The sequence below is a fragment of the Psychrobacter sp. FME6 genome (assembly GCF_014861365.1).
In the GTDB taxonomy this organism is placed as follows: domain Bacteria; phylum Pseudomonadota; class Gammaproteobacteria; order Pseudomonadales; family Moraxellaceae; genus Psychrobacter.
This window is the reverse complement of sequence record NZ_RRYW01000068.1, coordinates 1-17,020: the sequence shown is the minus strand read 5'-3', so window position 1 is coordinate 17,020 and position 17,020 is coordinate 1. Positions and strand designations below refer to the sequence as shown.

Annotated in this window: 18 protein-coding genes; 4 read left to right on the top strand and 14 right to left on the bottom strand. The window is 45.4% G+C overall.

All coding sequences use genetic code 11. From position 1 onward, the window contains the following. Positions 1-101 precede the first annotated feature (101 nt). Together EI162_RS14650 and EI162_RS10170 are read left to right on the top strand one after the other, a co-directional pair. Positions 102-737 (top strand): DNA sulfur modification protein DndB, encoded by a 636-nt coding sequence (locus EI162_RS14650; protein WP_225736958.1) that lies wholly within the window; start codon positions 102-104, stop codon positions 735-737. Continuing rightward, positions 688-1,278 (top strand): TRAP transporter large permease subunit, encoded by a 591-nt coding sequence (locus tag EI162_RS10170; protein WP_225736960.1) that lies wholly within the window; start codon positions 688-690, stop codon positions 1,276-1,278. The genes EI162_RS14650 and EI162_RS10170 overlap by 50 nt, the downstream gene beginning before the upstream one ends. A gap of 261 nt (positions 1,279-1,539) precedes the next feature. Here the strand turns inward: EI162_RS10170 and EI162_RS10165 are convergent, their stop codons facing one another. Next, positions 1,540-2,574, bottom strand: coding sequence for a porin (locus tag EI162_RS10165; RefSeq protein WP_192524251.1), 1,035 nt, complete (start codon positions 2,572-2,574; stop codon positions 1,540-1,542). A 46-nt stretch (positions 2,575-2,620) separates the two neighbouring features. On the opposite strand from EI162_RS10165, the gene EI162_RS10160 reads away from it, so the two are divergent. Further along, the gene (locus EI162_RS10160) at positions 2,621-3,520 is read left to right on the top strand and encodes an IS982 family transposase (RefSeq protein ID WP_033103763.1); all 900 of its coding nucleotides are present in this window, start codon (positions 2,621-2,623) and stop codon (positions 3,518-3,520) included. A gap of 81 nt (positions 3,521-3,601) precedes the next feature. On the opposite strand, the gene EI162_RS10155 is transcribed toward EI162_RS10160, so the two are convergent. The 12 genes from EI162_RS10155 to EI162_RS10100 form a co-directional block, all read right to left on the bottom strand. Next, positions 3,602-5,148, bottom strand: a protein-coding gene (locus EI162_RS10155; protein WP_192524250.1) for an IS3 family transposase whose coding sequence is annotated in 2 segments (ribosomal slippage) — positions 3,602-4,689 and positions 4,689-5,148 — 1,548 coding nt in all. Because the reading frame shifts where the segments join, the coding sequence is not laid out codon by codon here. 335 nt (positions 5,149-5,483) lie between these two features. Then, on the bottom strand, positions 5,484-6,098 hold the full coding sequence (locus EI162_RS10150; RefSeq protein ID WP_016239123.1) for an ATP-binding cassette domain-containing protein: 615 nt from the start codon (positions 6,096-6,098) through the stop codon (positions 5,484-5,486). Next, positions 6,098-6,862 carry an ATP-binding cassette domain-containing protein gene (locus EI162_RS10145; RefSeq protein WP_016239122.1) on the bottom strand — a complete coding sequence of 255 codons (765 nt, stop codon included), beginning with the start codon at positions 6,860-6,862 and terminating at the stop codon, positions 6,098-6,100. The genes EI162_RS10150 and EI162_RS10145 overlap by 1 nt, the downstream gene beginning before the upstream one ends. Further along, a complete protein-coding gene (locus tag EI162_RS10140) occupies positions 6,855-7,667 on the bottom strand; it encodes an alpha-D-ribose 1-methylphosphonate 5-phosphate C-P-lyase PhnJ (RefSeq protein ID WP_048766754.1) in 813 nt (270 codons plus the stop codon). Before EI162_RS10140 ends, EI162_RS10145 begins: the two co-directional genes overlap by 8 nt. Beyond that, positions 7,664-8,677 carry a carbon-phosphorus lyase complex subunit PhnI gene (locus EI162_RS10135; RefSeq protein ID WP_016239120.1) on the bottom strand — a complete coding sequence of 338 codons (1,014 nt, stop codon included), beginning with the start codon at positions 8,675-8,677 and terminating at the stop codon, positions 7,664-7,666. Before EI162_RS10135 ends, EI162_RS10140 begins: the two co-directional genes overlap by 4 nt. Beyond that, positions 8,677-9,234 (bottom strand): phosphonate C-P lyase system protein PhnH, encoded by a 558-nt coding sequence (gene phnH / locus EI162_RS10130; protein ID WP_048766753.1) that lies wholly within the window; start codon positions 9,232-9,234, stop codon positions 8,677-8,679. The genes EI162_RS10135 and phnH overlap by 1 nt, the downstream gene beginning before the upstream one ends. A 4-nt stretch (positions 9,235-9,238) precedes the next feature. After that, positions 9,239-9,664: a phosphonate C-P lyase system protein PhnG gene (gene phnG, locus EI162_RS10125; RefSeq protein WP_081194694.1), complete on the bottom strand. Its 426-nt coding sequence runs from the start codon at positions 9,662-9,664 to the stop codon at positions 9,239-9,241. 12 nt (positions 9,665-9,676) lie between these two features. Continuing rightward, positions 9,677-10,192 carry a hypothetical protein gene (locus EI162_RS10120; RefSeq protein WP_192524249.1) on the bottom strand — a complete coding sequence of 172 codons (516 nt, stop codon included), beginning with the start codon at positions 10,190-10,192 and terminating at the stop codon, positions 9,677-9,679. A 291-nt stretch (positions 10,193-10,483) separates the two neighbouring features. Further along, entirely contained in the window at positions 10,484-10,999 is a 516-nt protein-coding gene (locus tag EI162_RS10115; protein ID WP_192524249.1) for a hypothetical protein, read from the bottom strand. Then, on the bottom strand, positions 10,992-11,816 hold the full coding sequence (locus EI162_RS10110) for an ABC transporter ATP-binding protein (protein WP_016239116.1): 825 nt from the start codon (positions 11,814-11,816) through the stop codon (positions 10,992-10,994). The genes EI162_RS10115 and EI162_RS10110 overlap by 8 nt, the downstream gene beginning before the upstream one ends. A 2-nt stretch (positions 11,817-11,818) precedes the next feature. Continuing rightward, positions 11,819-12,838, bottom strand: coding sequence for a FecCD family ABC transporter permease (locus EI162_RS10105; RefSeq protein WP_225736959.1), 1,020 nt, complete (start codon positions 12,836-12,838; stop codon positions 11,819-11,821). A 35-nt stretch (positions 12,839-12,873) separates the two neighbouring features. Beyond that, positions 12,874-13,968, bottom strand: coding sequence for an ABC transporter substrate-binding protein (locus tag EI162_RS10100; RefSeq protein WP_192524247.1), 1,095 nt, complete (start codon positions 13,966-13,968; stop codon positions 12,874-12,876). A gap of 35 nt (positions 13,969-14,003) precedes the next feature. On the opposite strand from EI162_RS10100, the gene EI162_RS10095 reads away from it, so the two are divergent. After that, on the top strand, positions 14,004-14,960 hold the full coding sequence (locus EI162_RS10095; protein ID WP_225736957.1) for a LysR family transcriptional regulator: 957 nt from the start codon (positions 14,004-14,006) through the stop codon (positions 14,958-14,960). A gap of 133 nt (positions 14,961-15,093) precedes the next feature. Here EI162_RS10095 and EI162_RS10090 read toward each other — a convergent pair whose 3' ends face one another. Next, entirely contained in the window at positions 15,094-16,878 is a 1,785-nt protein-coding gene (locus tag EI162_RS10090; protein ID WP_096277126.1) for a hypothetical protein, read from the bottom strand. Between the last annotated feature and the right edge of the window lie 142 nt (positions 16,879-17,020).

Below are 17,020 nucleotides of genomic sequence, written 5' to 3'. Positions count from 1 at the left end.
ACGTTACTTTAATCAAAACCTCTTATCAGGTGTCCTAAATTAGTTGACCACTACAGTCCGGCCACAAGGCTGATCATGCCGCTACCGACGCAGCGCACCGCTTGAATCGTCAGGCCGAGACGCTGGAGGCGTTCGTGGTGGTCGAGAACGAGAACAAGCTAGATAAGGGCGAGCGTTACCCGCAAGTTCTGGCGGCTGCCCTGGAGCAACGCCAGGAGTCGGAAGCTGTGGCGCTGCTGGTAGCGATCTGGGAGCCGGGACTGTACAACCCCGAGCGCGCAGCTCATGCCGAGGCTCAGGGCGACCGGGTAGAGCGTCACGCTGGGCGCCTAGCGGCGCTGGGCTTGTCCTTCGATGAGCTGGTGGAGCGCTATGGTGCCCAGGCCCGATCCGAGATCGAGCGTGTCGAGGCCGAGCGCCAAGAGCGCGCCGAAGCGGCGGCTCGCCGGGAGGCAGCGGCCAGCGAAATCACCGAGGCCGCCCAGGAACACACCTACTCGTTCCCGGCCGTGCGCGGCATCCAGGCGGGCAAGGAATACTACATAGCCCAAATTCCCTATGGGGTTCTGGTCAAGCTGTTCGTCTTCGATGAAGAGGACGTGCCGCCCGAGCTGCGCGCCCAGCGCAGCCTCAACGAGAAGCGTGCCCGCGACATTGGCCAGTACCTTTTTTGGCGTTTTCCTGGTGATGATTTTAGGTATCTATTTTGGTGCCTTTACGCCGACGGAAGGCGCTAGCGTTGGGGCATTCGCTACGCTGCTCTACGCCTTAGCGAAAGGCATGCGCGGCGCGCAGCTATGGCATAGCGTACAAGAGACATTGGCGCTCTCCGCGGTAGTGTTCTTTATGCTGGTAGGGGCCGAAACGCTGGGTTACTTCATTTCGGTGTCGCGCATTTCGTTCTCCATCACTGACCTACTCTACGGTATGGATCTAACGCCCATCGTCGTCGTGCTGTGCATCCTGGCGCTCTACTTCGTGCTGGGCATGTTCATGGACTCCATCGCGATGCTGGTGATCACCGTGCCGGTGGTTTACCCGATTATTCAGGCGATGGGCATCGACCCGGTGTGGTTCGGTATTTTGACCGTACTGACCGTTGAGCTGGGACTAATGACCCCGCCGGTGGGGATGAACGTGTTTGTGATTAAAGCGATGGCGCCACATGTCGGGCTAGGGGAGATATTTAAAGGGGTGGCGCCTTTTGTGGTTTCTGACTTAATACGACTAGCGCTATTAATCGCCTTCCCCATTTTGAGCACGCTGTTTCTGCTCTAGTTGGTGAGTACGCTTGCCTGTACCCAAGCCAGCGCTATGTCTCTGTGGTGTGCGGTAATACCTTCATCATGAAGGTTTCCGGGCAGTACCCGGCTGTGCACCATCTAATTGCCCACCCCGACATGCGGCGGATCAATTTCACCAGCTCCACCGGCGTTGCGCTTGATTTTTGAGGCTATCGAGATTTAAACCCCGAAGGTCGAACTGGGAGTTCAACTTTCGGGGTGCTGTGTAGACCTGTATTAATGGGCTCTGTGAAACTTAGAAATCGTATCGAACCCCTAAAGCCCACCAATCCTTATCAATCGCATTGATCTCCCTATCTGTACTGCTAGCATATTCTAAATATACAAACATTGGATCACTAAGCCGGTAGCTGCCACCCGCAACGTATTGGACGTCACTCAAATTCATGTCACTATTTTCCATATAGCTGACGTTCCCGTATATTTTGCCTTCTGAGTAACTAAAAACGGGTGCTATACCATAATGACGAATATCTCCCTGCTCTTCAAATAACGCACCGACACTTAGCTGTGGAGATATTTTGTAGGTTACGCTTGCCCCGAGTAGAGCATCATCATCACCTTCTGCTTCATCATAGCCAGCGGCAAAACGTACCGGGCCTGTTTCATAGGCTACATATCCCATTAGGTTAAGTGTTTCTTCTTCACCTGCATCTTCATCTTCTGGATCGAGCTTTCCAGCGACACCCAGGCTGAAGCCATCGAAACTTTGGGATTCAAAAGAGATAGAGTTTCCACGGGCGCGGGCACCACCTTTTGCCAAGGCTCGCCAATCCACAGTATTTCTTACATTGATAACCTTGGATATGTTCTGATAATAGATGGAGTCAAAGTTACCAACCTTTACGGCTCCGACGTCTTCAAATCGTAGCCCTACATATGTGTTCCTTATATCATCAATGACGTTAGGCCGTGCCTCGTCACGATCATTAGCGGTGAATCTAAACTCGGCTCTTATAAAACCCTCTAGCTTAGGATTTATCCTATGTCCAGCTTTAAAGCCAAGGCGTGAACCTTCTTCACTAATATAGTCGTTACCGTCATCGTTGTTTAACGTCAAGTGTATACGGCCATATAGGTCAAAGTAAGTTTCTCCGTCTTCATACACATTGAATGCCTGTGTGGTTCCTGAAAACCCTAAACCTGCTACTAGTGCCAATGTAGAAATGCCATGGCATTTTTTGTTGTTCAACAACATGTTTACTCCCTGATTTAACCTGAGCTTCGGATAAGAAATTACTAATTTAAAGGAACTAAATGCTCGTTCCATGATCCGAACATTCGACCAAAAGTGATTAGAACAAAAAGGAACGAGCATGAACAAGTTAGTTGAAACGTACTGTGATGTCGATGATTTTTCAAAGTTATTTTTCCCAAGCTGGCAGCGTATATTGCTCGAAAATGGTGAAATTAAACGTCGAAGAGCATGCCGCTTATCTCCGTCAGAGGTGATGACTATTATCATCCATTTTCACCAGTCACATTACAGAGATTTCAAAAACTACTACCTTCACTATGTTTGCCGTCAACTTAAAGCCTATTTTCCAGAGTTGCTGAGTTACACAAGGTTTCTCGCGCTTATGCCTAGTGTGGTGGTTCCGATGTGCAGTTACCTCACATCAAAACTTGGCAAGCCCACAGGTATACAATTTGTTGACTCCACTAAAATAGAAGTGTGTCACATCATCAGAGCTAAAAGAAATAAAGTGTTTGAAGGCGTTGCTCATCATGGAAAAGGCACTATGGGTTGGTCATATGGATTCAAACTACACTTAATAATTAATCATTTAGGTGAGATTGTGGCGCTAAAGCTCACAACGGGCAATGTGGATGATCGAGAGCCTGTTTCTGATATGGCGGACTCTATCTTCGGAAAACTCTATGGCGACAAAGGTTATATCAGCAAAGCGCTCTCTGGTGAGTTACTAGAAAAAGGTGTCGAGTTAATCACGACGGTTCGAAAGAATATGAAGAAAAAATTTATTTCATTGTGGGACAGGGCTTTATTGAAAAAACGATTTATAATCGAAACGGTGAATGATCAATTGAAAAACATTTCTTACATTGAACACTCTAGACACCGCAGTATGCATGGCTTTATGCTAAATTTACTTGGTGGATTAATTGCCTATTGCCTAAAAGAGGAAAAGCCGTCATTAGATTTAACATCGCAAGAACTTGAAATTTTAGAGAGTAATAATCTAATGTTGGCTTAACCAGATCTCAGGTTGATTTATCTTTTTGAGTTTGTTTTTACACCGGAGTTTTTCAAGTTAGTTGTCGCATCAAATTAAATTTTATGCCGCCCGCATTGCTTCTTTTTTCTCTGGATTTAAATTTACTTCATTGATCATTGTCCAATCTCTAGATTTTCCTGACCAACGAATTGGATTTTGCAATTTCGCTATTTCATTTACTCGGTGACGGTTCGCTAGTATCGCTTTATCTAATCCTAAATGACGCTGGTTTGGCGTGACAAATTTAATACCGCTGTGCAAGTGCTCATCGTTGTACCAATCAACAAATCCGTTAACCCACTTCCTTGCACTACCGATGCTTTCAAAGGCTTTTTCAGGGTATTCTGGGCGATACTTTAACGTCTTAAATAGCGATTCAGAATAAGGATTATCATTACTCACTGACGGTCGGCTAAATGAAGGCACAATACCTAACTCCTGCAATGTTGCCAATAACGTTGCCCCTTTCATTGGACTGCCATTATCCGAGTGCAACGTGACTTGATCTGGCTTTACCTGCTCTCGCCTGCAAATATCTACCATTAAATCAGCCGCCAGTGTGCTTAGCTGTGTGTCATGAACCTGCCAACCAACTATTTTTCGACTATAAATATCCATCACTAAATATAAGTATAAAAACTGACCTTTAACCGCTGTTGGCAAATATGTGATATCCCATGTATAAATTTCGTTTACACGTGTTGCCTTGAGCGCTTTTGGCTTTTTTATCTTTTTATTTGGTTTAACTTTTTCTCTGTGTGTTAATAATTTATGTGATTTCATAACACGATAAAACGAGCTTTCTGATGCTATCCACACATCTTTATCTAATAGTTTAGGGACTATCTTGCTGGGTGGTAAATGTCCATATTCTATTGAATTTACTGTCTTAATAATACGCTGTTGCTCTAATTCAGTTAGCCTGTTAGGTGGTCGCTTTATCGTACTCGTTCGCTTATCTGTCATATCATCAGCTTCAATCCAGCGTTGAATTGTTCTTGCCGTTAGACCAAGTAACTCACATGCTTTTGCTTGCCTTGCCCCTGATTTCTGCGCGTCGGTAATGAGCTTTATCAGTTCATGACGTTCAGTTGAGCTGGTTAATCGTCCTCGTTGAAACCCCAAAGCGCATCTGCTTTTTTTTTGAGTACAAGTAAGGCAGCTGTTTCTGCTAACGCTTTGTCTTTACGATTAAGCTCTTTTTGAAGTTGCTTAATTTCTTGTTTGAGCTGTTTACTGTCTGATTTTACGGGCTTCGTTGAAGGCCCTTTAGCAAAATCTTGCTTCCACTGTTTAATATGATGCGGGTAAAGCCCCTTAGCACGGCAATATTCATTAAGAGCTGCTTCATCTAAACTCGCACATTCAATAATGGCATTAAGCCTTTCTTCTAAGCTCCAGTCATGAGGGCGTTTTTCTGTTGTCATGTGACTACCATTATTTTTAGTTTCAAGTTCATGTTTTTTAGCAAGCGTAATCCATCGTTGCAAGGTTGAATAACCGATGCCTAAATCAAACGCAATATCTTCTAGGCGAACATCATCACATTGAGATAATGCTTTTTCAACAGCTTGAACTTTAAATTCTTGTGTAAATCGACGTCTCATTTTATTGCCTCTATTAAAAGTTAGAGGCGACAACTATCCTGACACAGGGGGACACTGCCGTGAGATTTTTTTTCTTTTTGGCCCTCCTCTTTTTTATTAAATGTTGTATGGCGTAGGCATTAATAAGCCGCTCACTCAGCCAAAGCGGGAGACTTTTTCATTGAATTTCCTTTGCGAGAAATTCTACTTTAAAGCACTACGGTTTGGTGGGGGGATTACCAGTGTGACTGAGGTATCGGCATGAACGAAGTTTAGGCAACCTACACTCAACGCAGATCCCAATAAAATTTTTTTCATTATGAGTACTTTTCCAGGTTAAATTAAATGTAGACGGTTTAACCGTCTAAAGAGATTGACTGATCCACCCAACTGGCACTCGTATGACTGGTGTAAATAACCAGTTTCTGAGCGGCTTTAGCCTGTAATAAAAGCGTGCTCACCTGATGACTACGCTCTGGATCCAATCCTGTACAGGGCTCATCTAAAAGTAAGATTGGAGGAGAAGAAAAATAAGCGTGAAGCAACATAAAACGCTGTAGTTCACCACCAGAGACATCACAGGCATAGCGAGAGAGTAAGCTAGGAGAGAGGTCCAGCAGTCTTAGTCCGTCGAGTACTGTCTTTGTGGGGACTAGAGCAAACCAATCCACAAGTTTTTCGCGAGGTAGTACGGTAGGATGTTGCCCTACGTACGACATTAATCGTGAGCGTAGAAATGCAAAGTGGGCGGGTGTCATTGTGCTTGGTGTGAACTGCTGATCGTGGGTTCGTATGCACAAGTGTGCCGTTCCTAAGCTTCGACTTCCCCAAATTCGTGAGAGCAAAGTCGATTTTCCTGAGCCTGACGCTCCCCAGATCTGTACGATCTGCCCTGTTTGTGCCGTTATGCGAAGTGGCCCATGATGTATGCCATTGCCTTCATACTGCAAAATCACAGTTGGTTTATTCATTAAATCATTGCCTTAACAAGAGCTTGGGCGATGAGATGCTCAGGCTCAGTAAGCAAACGATCCATAATGGATTCGCTGACGATGCGGCCTTGATCCATCACGATGGCCCGATCAGCAATGAGTCGAGCTAGACGTAAGTCATGAGTCACAAACACCATGGCAGTCTGTGTTTGGTTTCTCAAATTAGAGAGCACATCTAAAAAATCTGCTTGAGCGACTGAGTCGAGACCAGCAGTGGGTTCATCTAAAAATAAAATGCTCGGCTGATGGATCATGGCCGCAGCGATTTGTACGCGTTGGCGCATCCCTCCCGAAAAGTTCTTCACTGGCTCATGTAATCGTTCTGGACATAAACCAAGTCGCTGGCCCCATTTTTGTGCTTGTTTGAGTGCATCAACCGCACGGTTGTCACCTAAATCAAAAAGACGACGTACGATATTAGTGGCGGCACTTTGTCTCAGGTTTAGGGTTGTGCTGGCATCCTGAGCCACATAGCCACACGCCCGCCGACGTAAAAGGTTAGTTTGATAAAGACTGGTACGTAGTAAATCCTGGCCTAAAAGGGAAAGAGCCTGACAGTTGTTAGATAGCTGTCGTCCAGCAAGTATATTCAGAAGACTTGATTTTCCAGCACCTGAGGGGCCGACTAAAGCGAGAACCTCGGAAGGATAAAGCTTGAGGTGACAATCCGACAAAATACGGTGCCCAGCTATTTCAAGTGAGATAGCCTGTGCTGTCAGCACGGGATCTGGCAAGCTAAACATGAGCGCGCTCCTTGCATGCTTCGGAGTCGGAACATACCCAATGGGGGGTGTTTGACGTACCAATATTATCCAAATAATGAATAGATGAGCCGCAGATACAACATGCTGTATCGACTTTTTTCAGGCTAGCAGGCAGGTCAACAAAAGCTAAGTTTGCTAAGGGTGTATAGGCAGGCAATGCATAAATTCGTCGCTCGCGTGCGGCGCCAAAAATCTGAATAGCAGGCATCATCGCCATGCGGGGGTTATCCATAGCAGGAATAGGCGACGGTGACATTAAGACCCCATCATTAACAATCACAGGGTGGTCGTATCCTAAGCACGCCTCATCTTGTTGCAACCATGTTTCAAATAGAGCGCTTAACACGACACCGTAATCATGATGTGCGTGCCGTGTCAGTGCTTCGGCCGCATCATTAATAAATCCACGTAGAGGGTCAGGTCGAGGAACTTGGTACACCACAATTTGCTCTTCCCGCAACGGGCTTTCAGGGACTCGCTGACGCGTTTGAATGAGAGTAGCCTTTGAGCTTGTTGTCGTAATTGATATGTTTGCCGTTTTAGTAAAAAAATCCGCGATATTCAGGGCATTAACGGTATCATCCGAACCATGATCGACTACCTTTAACGTGTCATTCGGTTCTAATAAGGCAGCGGTAATAGCCATGCCTCCTACCCCCCAACCATAGGCAATGGGTAGCTCAGGAGCTGAGAAAGGTATTTGACGTCCAGGTAGACAGAGTGCTTTTAGGGTTTTACGACGTATTTCTTGTTTGGACGGTAGATCAAGGTAGGCATAATTCATATTTCCTCCTTAGCCTGAACTCGGCGTAAACGCGCTAAATCAGCATCAAAGTCAGAGTAATGAGGTAATTTCAAATGGCTGACATAGCCGGATGCAGCGACTCCGTCGGTATGCATGAGTGCATCACTGGTAGCACCCTCAATTTTAAAGTGCTGATCTACGATTGCCATGGCGACGGCTTTACGCTCGTTAGCTCCAAAAGCAATACCAAAACCCGCTTCTAAATGTGGAGATGAGCTAAAATTTGGAGCCACAGTAGTGCAGGCAGTTAACTCAACCTCACCAATGGATACGGTTAAATTGAGGTCTTCCAGCTCTACGAATATTTCAACGCTCCCTCTCATTAATTGCGCTACATAGGGATGACTCGTTGAGGCTTTACGCAAACTCTCGTAAGCTAATCCAGTTAAGTAGCCTTCTTCGCCACGAGCGAGATGAGCGAGACGCTCGCAAGGATCAGGTAAAGAAGGCAAAACAGTTCGCGTAATGTCTATCGGAGCTTTAGATATTTCGGTGCGGATAAGATCTGCGTACAGTGGCTCAGAGCTAGAGGGCGATGAGGGAGCTGTTATCACTGATTTAGGTAACTCGCACTGAGGGCGAGAGTGTTCTAAATCCATATTCAGTAAGCGGTGGGTGTAGTCGTAAGTGGCGCCTAAAATTTGCCCTCCAGCCAACTCTTTTTGCGTGGCGGAAATGTGGCGACTGTAATGCATTGTTTTTAGATCTATGTTTTGGCTTGAGCCAAAATTGGCTAATTGCGCGCGATGAGCACGTACGAGAAATACCGCTTCGGCAATGTCTCCCTGAGCTTGCTTAAAGGCAATAGCAGCAAAACGTCGATCGTATAAGCCCCCCTCACTCATGATCCGATCAAGAGCTAACGACATTTGTGCCATGATTTGATTAATTTCAATCTCGGGGATTGTGTCGTCGCCTCGGCGACTCCGTTCTACGGCTATACGGGAAGCAGCAATTGCTTGTTCACCACCCTTTACTGGTACGTACATTAAATGATCTCCAAAGTTAAGTGACGTGGTAATACAACCAGCTGCGTGTCAGCGCATAGTAGTAGGTCCACTCCACGCGGGTAATCGGCACGAAAAGCAATATGATCAATGACTACATTTTGATGTAACCCTGAAAAATATAAAGTGTGTGGTTTGTTGAGTCCTGCACCGGTGGCTCGTATAGCAAGCCCCCCGTTTGTAGGTGATATGGCGGCTATTTCCATGACAAGGGTTGCCCCACTTTCAGGCGCCTCACGGCTTCCTGCTGGAATATGTTGTAAGTGATGCCGTTGAGAACCTGCAAAAACCCATTCGGGAGTTTGGCTCAAGGTTGCGCCTGTATTCAAAATACGGCTTGTTAATTCCTTATTTTCCACCTCAATAGCTACCGTCGTTTGGCTGTCTAGAAGGCAGTCAACGATGCAATGAATAGCACGCTCTTCTAGTTGCTGTATGCGCATTGGGTAACCAAAGGCATGCAGTAGTCGCCGATAAGTACGCGTCTGCCGATGTAACTCATCGTCATGTCTGTGCTCAGATCGTAAAGGTATTTTCATGATTCTAAGTTTTTTGTGTGGTGTAGAAACGTACAGAAGTAGCAGCCGTCAGCTGCTCCCTCTCAGCCTTTTTTAGCTCTAACTGTTGGCGTATAGGGTGCAGCACCAGCTCACGTTGGTGGGAGGGGGCCGTTTGTAGAAAGGCGTCTAGATAGGCCGCTAACTCCGCTTTGCGTAGATCGGAGCCCAAATGTACTGCGTAACCTTGAATTTTCCCAATAGCGATTACGCAGCGAGTACAAGAAGCCTCACCAAACTGAAATGACACTGAGGCCTTACAAGCTTGTGTATTGAGCTGCACCAACCCCGTTTCAGGGCCAGCGAGTTTTTGTATAGGCACACCCGGATTGTAAGTAGCCCAGATATTTTCCAGATAATCTCGGTTAGCTCGGGCAAGTAGCCCGAGCCAAGTTTGACGTTCTTGACTCATGGCTATGACTTATTACGATAATACGGTAGCGTTGTAAATATCTTCTGCGGGCTGGACTAACAAGCGTTCTCCCATTTCGAGCTTCATTTCAGCCAAAATGATCTCTTCTTCTGGTGAGCGGTCTTTCTTGCGTGCTAACTGAATGAACTCGGGGCGTACGTGTCCGGGACGGATGGTGATTTCAACAGCGGTGCCACGGTACTCGAAACGGAAGTAATAACGACCACCGGGGGACTCTTCTTCTTCGAGCCCTACTGAGTTATCAACAATGTGGCGACCCTCAGTAAGACCGCGGGTAACAAACTCAATCGCATCTCTACCCCCTGGGCCTCCAAAGGCTGTGACACAGCGAATTTCACGTCGTTCAGGCAAACGACCATTATCTAGCAAGGGCCAGGCTCGCTGCATAACTTTTAGCCCGTGGGCTACACCACCCGGATAACCGGCACCGTGGTATTTTAATAACTCATCAAAGTGGACTGTAAATTCATGTCCATTTTCCAGATAGGAGATTGTATCGTTACTCATTGTATTTACCTTTGTTTAGAGGATAAGAAATGGGCATATCTTGATCCGGTTCACGTATTCCAAAAACCGGGCAGATTGTGCTTTGAAAATGTTCTCCCGTTTGCACCATTAGACGGCGTAGTCTGACGTTGTATAAACGGGATAACTCAGACTCGGTTAACAGCTCATCAGCTGGACCAAATTTAATCTGATCGTTGGTGTGCATCAGCAGTTATTTTCCAGATAATCTCGGTTAGCTCGGGCAAGTAGCCCGAGCCAAGTTTGACGTTCTTGACTCATGGCTATGACTTATTACGATAATACGGTAGCGTTGTAAATATCTTCTGCGGGCTGGACTAACAAGCGTTCTCCCATTTCGAGCTTCATTTCAGCCAAAATGATCTCTTCTTCTGGTGAGCGGTCTTTCTTGCGTGCTAACTGAATGAACTCGGGGCGTACGTGTCCGGGACGGATGGTGATTTCAACAGCGGTGCCACGGTACTCGAAACGGAAGTAATAACGACCACCGGGGGACTCTTCTTCTTCGAGCCCTACTGAGTTATCAACAATGTGGCGACCCTCAGTAAGACCGCGGGTAACAAACTCAATCGCATCTCTACCCCCTGGGCCTCCAAAGGCTGTGACACAGCGAATTTCACGTCGTTCAGGCAAACGACCATTATCTAGCAAGGGCCAGGCTCGCTGCATAACTTTTAGCCCGTGGGCTACACCACCCGGATAACCGGCACCGTGGTATTTTAATAACTCATCAAAGTGGACTGTAAATTCATGTCCATTTTCCAGATAGGAGATTGTATCGTTACTCATTGTATTTACCTTTGTTTAGAGGATAAGAAATGGGCATATCTTGATCCGGTTCACGTATTCCAAAAACCGGGCAGATTGTGCTTTGAAAATGTTCTCCCGTTTGCACCATTAGACGGCGTAGTCTGACGTTGTATAAACGGGATAACTCAGACTCGGTTAACAGCTCATCAGCTGGACCAAATTTAATCTGATCGTTGGTGTGCATCAGCAGTACTTTGTCTGCGAGATGCAGAGCGTGTTGCGGATGGTGAGTGGTAAAAACGACCGAATGGCTACGTACTCGGCGTAACTCGAATAAGACGTTAAGCAATAAGTCCTGATTAGCTAAATCTAAAGCTGAAGCCGGCTCATCAAGTATGAGTACCTCAGCACCAGTAGCTAAAGCACGAGCAAGCAACACTAATTGGCGCTCGCCGCCGGATAGAGAGCCATATAAACGATAAGCAAAATGCCCTCCGCCTACTTTTTCCAATGCTTCAAGAGCTAGCTTACGATCCCGCTGTGAAGGAAGGCTGAACATGGGAAGCAAGGCGGCTCGTGCCATGAGTACCACATCGAGGCAACAATGGTTTTCACTACCGTATTGGTATTGAGGTACATAGCCGATGAGGTGGGGTACCTGCCGTTGTCCTTGATCTAAACGTTGTGAGCCTAATAGAGCTTTTAGCAACGTAGTCTTACCGCGTCCGTTTGGGCCCAAAATGGCCAACGTTTCGCCCTTTTGTACGTTAAAACTTAAATCCTGAAAAATCACACGTTCACTAAAACGTACGCACGCTCCAGTTAAACTGAGATGAGAGGTAAAGACGGTTTGCATGATTAAGCCCTTTCACGTCGACGAGTGCATAGTAAGTACACAAAGATGGGGGCGCCAACTAGAGCTGTGAGTACGCCTAAAGGAATCTCTGCAGCAGTTAAACTACGAGCCAACGTATCAGTCAAAATCATGAAAGTGGCACCCAGCATAAGACTCGTGAAATAGAGCCGGCGGTGATCTTCGCCTACTAACATACGAGCAAAGTGTGGGATTACGAGTCCTACCCACCCCACTACGCCCGATGCGGTTACGCAGGCGCCGATAATGATAGAAATCAACGCGAAGACGATCATCCGGGAGCGTGCAACATGGATGCCAAACGACTTAGCTTCGTCGTCACCCATAGCGAGTACAGCAATGCGATAGCGCATTCTATTCAGTAGGTAAATGCTGGCAATGAGTATAGGAGCAGTTTGTGCAAATTTTTCCCAACTCGCCGTTGCAAAGCTTCCCATCAGCCAAAAGACGATGGCAGGTAAACTCGTTTCTGGATCCGCGGCATATTGAACTAACGAAATACCTGCTGCAAATAAAGCATCAATAACAATTCCAGCAAGCACAATAGTCATCAAAGCACGACCCGCCATATTTGAAATCAGCACTACTAAAAACAGAGCAGCAAATGCTGATACAAACGTAGCCCCCATCAGTAGCGGCCCCCCTACTCCAGCCAAAATTGCCAGTGATCCTCCTAATGCTGAACCTGAGGATAAACCTAGCACTTTAGGTGAAACGAGAGGGTTACGAAATAAGGTTTGTAAGGCTACCCCGCAGATGGCAAGCCCAGCCCCACATACTCCTGCCAATAATATGCGCGGCAAGCGTACATTCAAGATCACCAACGCATCCATATGCTGTGAGTTATCACCTCGTAAGGCTGCATATAGGATGGCTACAATCTCATCTAGCGCTACGCTGTATCGACCTACTGATAGCCCGATTAGCACAGTCGCTATAAGCAGTAGGGACAAAAGAAGCCAATGACTAGCACGCCAAGCGCTCAGGGTAACTGGCTCAACCATTTCTGAGGACGAGTGAATCGATCGCTTATATGTGTTCATTGCTTACGAAACACTTGATAACCGTGACTGTCGCCGTTCATAGCAATACGCAGAATTCGATCTATCTGCTCTTCCGATAGGTCAAAGTTATAAAGTAATTTGAAGCCTTCTTTTAATTCGTGACGTAGGTCAAAAGAGAAAATATCGGGATGAGTAAGATTGGCCAGCCACATCCATGTGTAGGGGCTTTCATGGGAAGCACTATCCCAGATATATCCACCTTGAGGTGTCTTATAAACGCGTTTTTGTACGGCGGCATTTAAGCGAGAAAGTAATGGGTCGTCGTATATCGCTTCTAATCCAGCATCCGTCTCTGCTGCGGAAAGTAAGATAATATCTGGGTTCCATTCAAGAATCTGTTCCACGCTAACAGTGCTTCGTACGCCAACTCCTTGAGCTACATTTTTAGCGCCAACCAGCTCGATGAAGGTCTGTTGATAACTTTTCTCACCAGTAGCAGTCAACTTGGGATTGGCAGAGCGCAAATGCAAAATGCTTGGTGTTGCATGAGAGCCTACTTGTTTTAAACCAGTAGTAATTTCACTTTGTACACGGTCACGCCAATCAATAAGCTTTGACAGTTTTTCAGTATTACCCGTGATATCAGCCACCATTTTCATATTGGCTCGGGCCAGCTCTTCTGTACCCGCATTGCCACCGCCTACCATTAGAGCAACGGGCAAACCTGCATTGCGAAGTGGAGCTACGATATCATCGCCGCGCTCACCCCACTGGATGACTAAATCCGGTTTAAGTGCTGCGATGGCCTCTACGTTGGGCATCCAACCACCGTTTTCCGACACAATGTCACTGGAGATATCAACAGCTTCAGGAAACATAACGCTCATCATACCGCTCTCAAAGGCTCGTTTAGAGCCCTCATTCATACCCACTAACAGCTCGGTAGAACCATCTATTGCGATGAAGGTAGCTGCAGCTGGTTTGGGCAGAGTAATGATACGTCCAGGAGGGGCTTCTAACTTAATTTCCTGTCCGGTTACATCAGTAAAGTTAAATTCTTGCGCTGACAAGTTACCTGATAACAAAGTTGTCGCTACTAGCACGGCAAAGCAACGGGGTATTGAGGTCATAACCTCTCCAATTAAGAATAAGATTGACTATCATTTTGATTAAAAATATTATAGCCAGTGTTTCATCAATTGGAATCGAAATGTTTATGACGGTGCGTGAAGTAATTTCGAACAAGCTAGCAGCAGTGTCTGTGCGTGACTTGCTTTTAGTTGAGGCCGTCGCAATGAAACGTAGTTTTCGTTATGCGGCCATAGACATGGGTATTTCGACCTCGGGCTTGTCTTATCAAGTAAAAAAAGTAGAGGAAATTCTCGGACAGCCCATTTTTGAAAGGGGGAGTAAAATAACACCCACTGCCTTTGGAAAGGAAGTTTTAGACTTAATCGCCGTAATTTTAGAAGGCGTGACTCGGCTTGAGGGGTTACGTGATGATGGCTTAGCTCTTCCCTTTGGGCAAACCTTACGTATTGGAGTGATTTCCTCACTGGCACCGGATAACTTGTTACGGATTATCCAGATTTGTGCTCACCGTTCAGGTAAAACTAAAGTCGAGTTGGTTAGTGGCAAGCATCAAGGTCTGTTACGGCGTTTACAGAACCGTGAAATTGATTTGCTAATTAGTGCAGCACAGTCGGTTCCTGAGGGGATGGCATATACAAGCTTATTCAAGGAACACTTTGTCTTACTAGTGCGAGCCGATAAACTTCAGCCTGAACTCCATCCTCTTATGCTCTGTGAGCCTGGATTACTACCACTTAGCGAGGATGATTTTGTTCCATCGCTAATTACTGAAGGCTTAAGTAAATTATTAAGCTCCGGCTTGACTCGTACATATGGCCTTGGTGTTGAGCATCGAATGGCTTTAGTTGCCGCAGGTTATGGTCATGCATTATTGCCGTATGGCTGGGTAAGAGATGTACATTTACCGGATCATTTAGCAGTGATGGAGCTTCCTCCCGCTTTATCGGCAGAGCGTGAATTAGGTTGCTTTTGGCGTCACTCATACATGATGGGGAGTCAAATTTCTCAGGCTTTTAGTGAAGCATGGTAAGAGGGCAATGCTGTTTAGCATGAATTGCGGCTTTCGGAAGGGCTGCTAAAGTAGCCTCTTACAAAAACCGCCCTCTGGATGACGTCTTTCGGTACGTTTCACCTAGCTTATATATTTTAAATTACTTTAGTCTTTATTCGCCTGTGAGCGTTCTTAAAGCTTTGGTGAAGCTTACATGGTTAAGTGGCTTTATAGATGAACTGCTATCTTGCTTTTTATTATATGCGTGTACCCATGTTTTCATATCTAAAACACCCGAAGAAGCTCGAATTTTACTTTCAGCTCCTTTTAAATTTCCACGGAAAAATGCTATGTGGTTTATAACTTTTTTGATAGTCGCTTGATGGTTTTCTTCTGTTATCTCAAGCAGTAACGCACAGTACCCACCCTCATTTTCTCTACATTCAATTTCAAGAAGAAATACTCTACTTCCGCTGTAGTCAAAATGATAAACTAAAACGCTTCTATGTTTTGAAAGTGTTAACGTGGTCCATTTGTCCCTTCTGTGTTTTTTTTGATACTCGTCTATAACTCTTTTGGGTAATGGCCAAGTCAGAATGTTATCTCTAAACAGACCGCCTTCTTGTGGCTGATAGCAGAAAAGATTACTTATTATTTTTTTATTGCGAAGCAGATTCAACATTTTCTTTAACTGCAAAAACCTATAAGGCATGTTTGTTTGGCCGACCTGTTCCGCAGAAACCTCCTTTGTTTCTGTATTTCCATGCGTCGGTAATCCAGAAGTGCCATACTTGAAAAATTGATTTTCAATAGGCGTTACTTTTCCTGTAAGGTATTTATAACTAACCTCTTTTTCAATTTTTTTTAATTCTGGTTTGTTTTTCCAAGCAACCCCTAAAGAGCTGATTTCATCAAGCCCAGAATTCGCTGCAGGATCTTCTTTAGAAGAAATCGCTAAATCATCATTTGGGCTGCTGTTGTTCTGACTGCCATTTGGCCAAGGCTTATCTTTATCTGAATCTATAGTGTCTTTGCCTGTCTCGCCACTATTGTCGCGACCATGGTGGATTGTCAAGTTACTAAAAGGCCACGTTGCTGAGATTATCTCCAAGCAAAGATATTTGTTAGGTTCTGATTGTATTTGAACTGCACGTACAGAAAATTTAAAATTGTTAACTAGAAAAGGAATGCCTGCATATATATAAGACTCACCAGTAGCCCTTAAGGCATTAGCATAAATAGCATTAGCTGCTTGAATGCCATGTTCAGAAATAGTGAGATTCGCTGCATTATCAGCAAACTTATCCTTAATTCTCTTTCTTAAAATTACCAACCATTCGTCATCGGAAATTGTTCCAGTTTTTTGTATATTAACAATTCTTTCCCTAGTTGTTGCCCATGGCCCCGTTGTTAATGCTAGTGCGAACTCAGAAGAGGGTGCCATGAGGGCCCTAAAAACTTCGTGGCAAGGGATTATATAGGTACTTTGTGCTTGCTGAATTACAACGCAGTAGCTGTTAGAAAAGTCTTTTCCAAGATTGTATTCTGACTGCCCTATCCAACGGTATGGGAATTCATCTTTCCACCAACTTGGCCTTTCAGGCATGATATCGTTTGCTTTAACAATTCTAGAACTGTTATCTGTTAAATCTGCATTAATATTAATAGTTTGAGCATTAGCGCGACCAATTAGGCGCCCATTTTTGTATATGGTACCTAAAACAAGCTCTGGAACTATTCCCGTATGTGCGCGTACCAGGATCTCTTCACTCAGGCTGGCAGGCTTGCAGATTTCTTGTTTGTTTGGGTTCGAGCTTACTGGACAAAGCTTGACGCCAACAGAGGGGGTTGATGTTCGTCCCTCATGCGATTGGTACCCATCTACCCACCGTATCATCCAGTGGCGACCATCGTGAGGAAATTCTTCAAAATTAGTGATTAGATTTCGACTAGCCATGCAAATATTAGCACCTATTTTTTTCTTAAGTGCAGTATGCCAGTCGTGCAGTTTTTTGTTTAGTCGTTTTTATTAATGTAATTCACAGCCGTTCTAGAAAGCTCACCATCATTGACTTTCTGATAGATCGTCGTTCTTGATA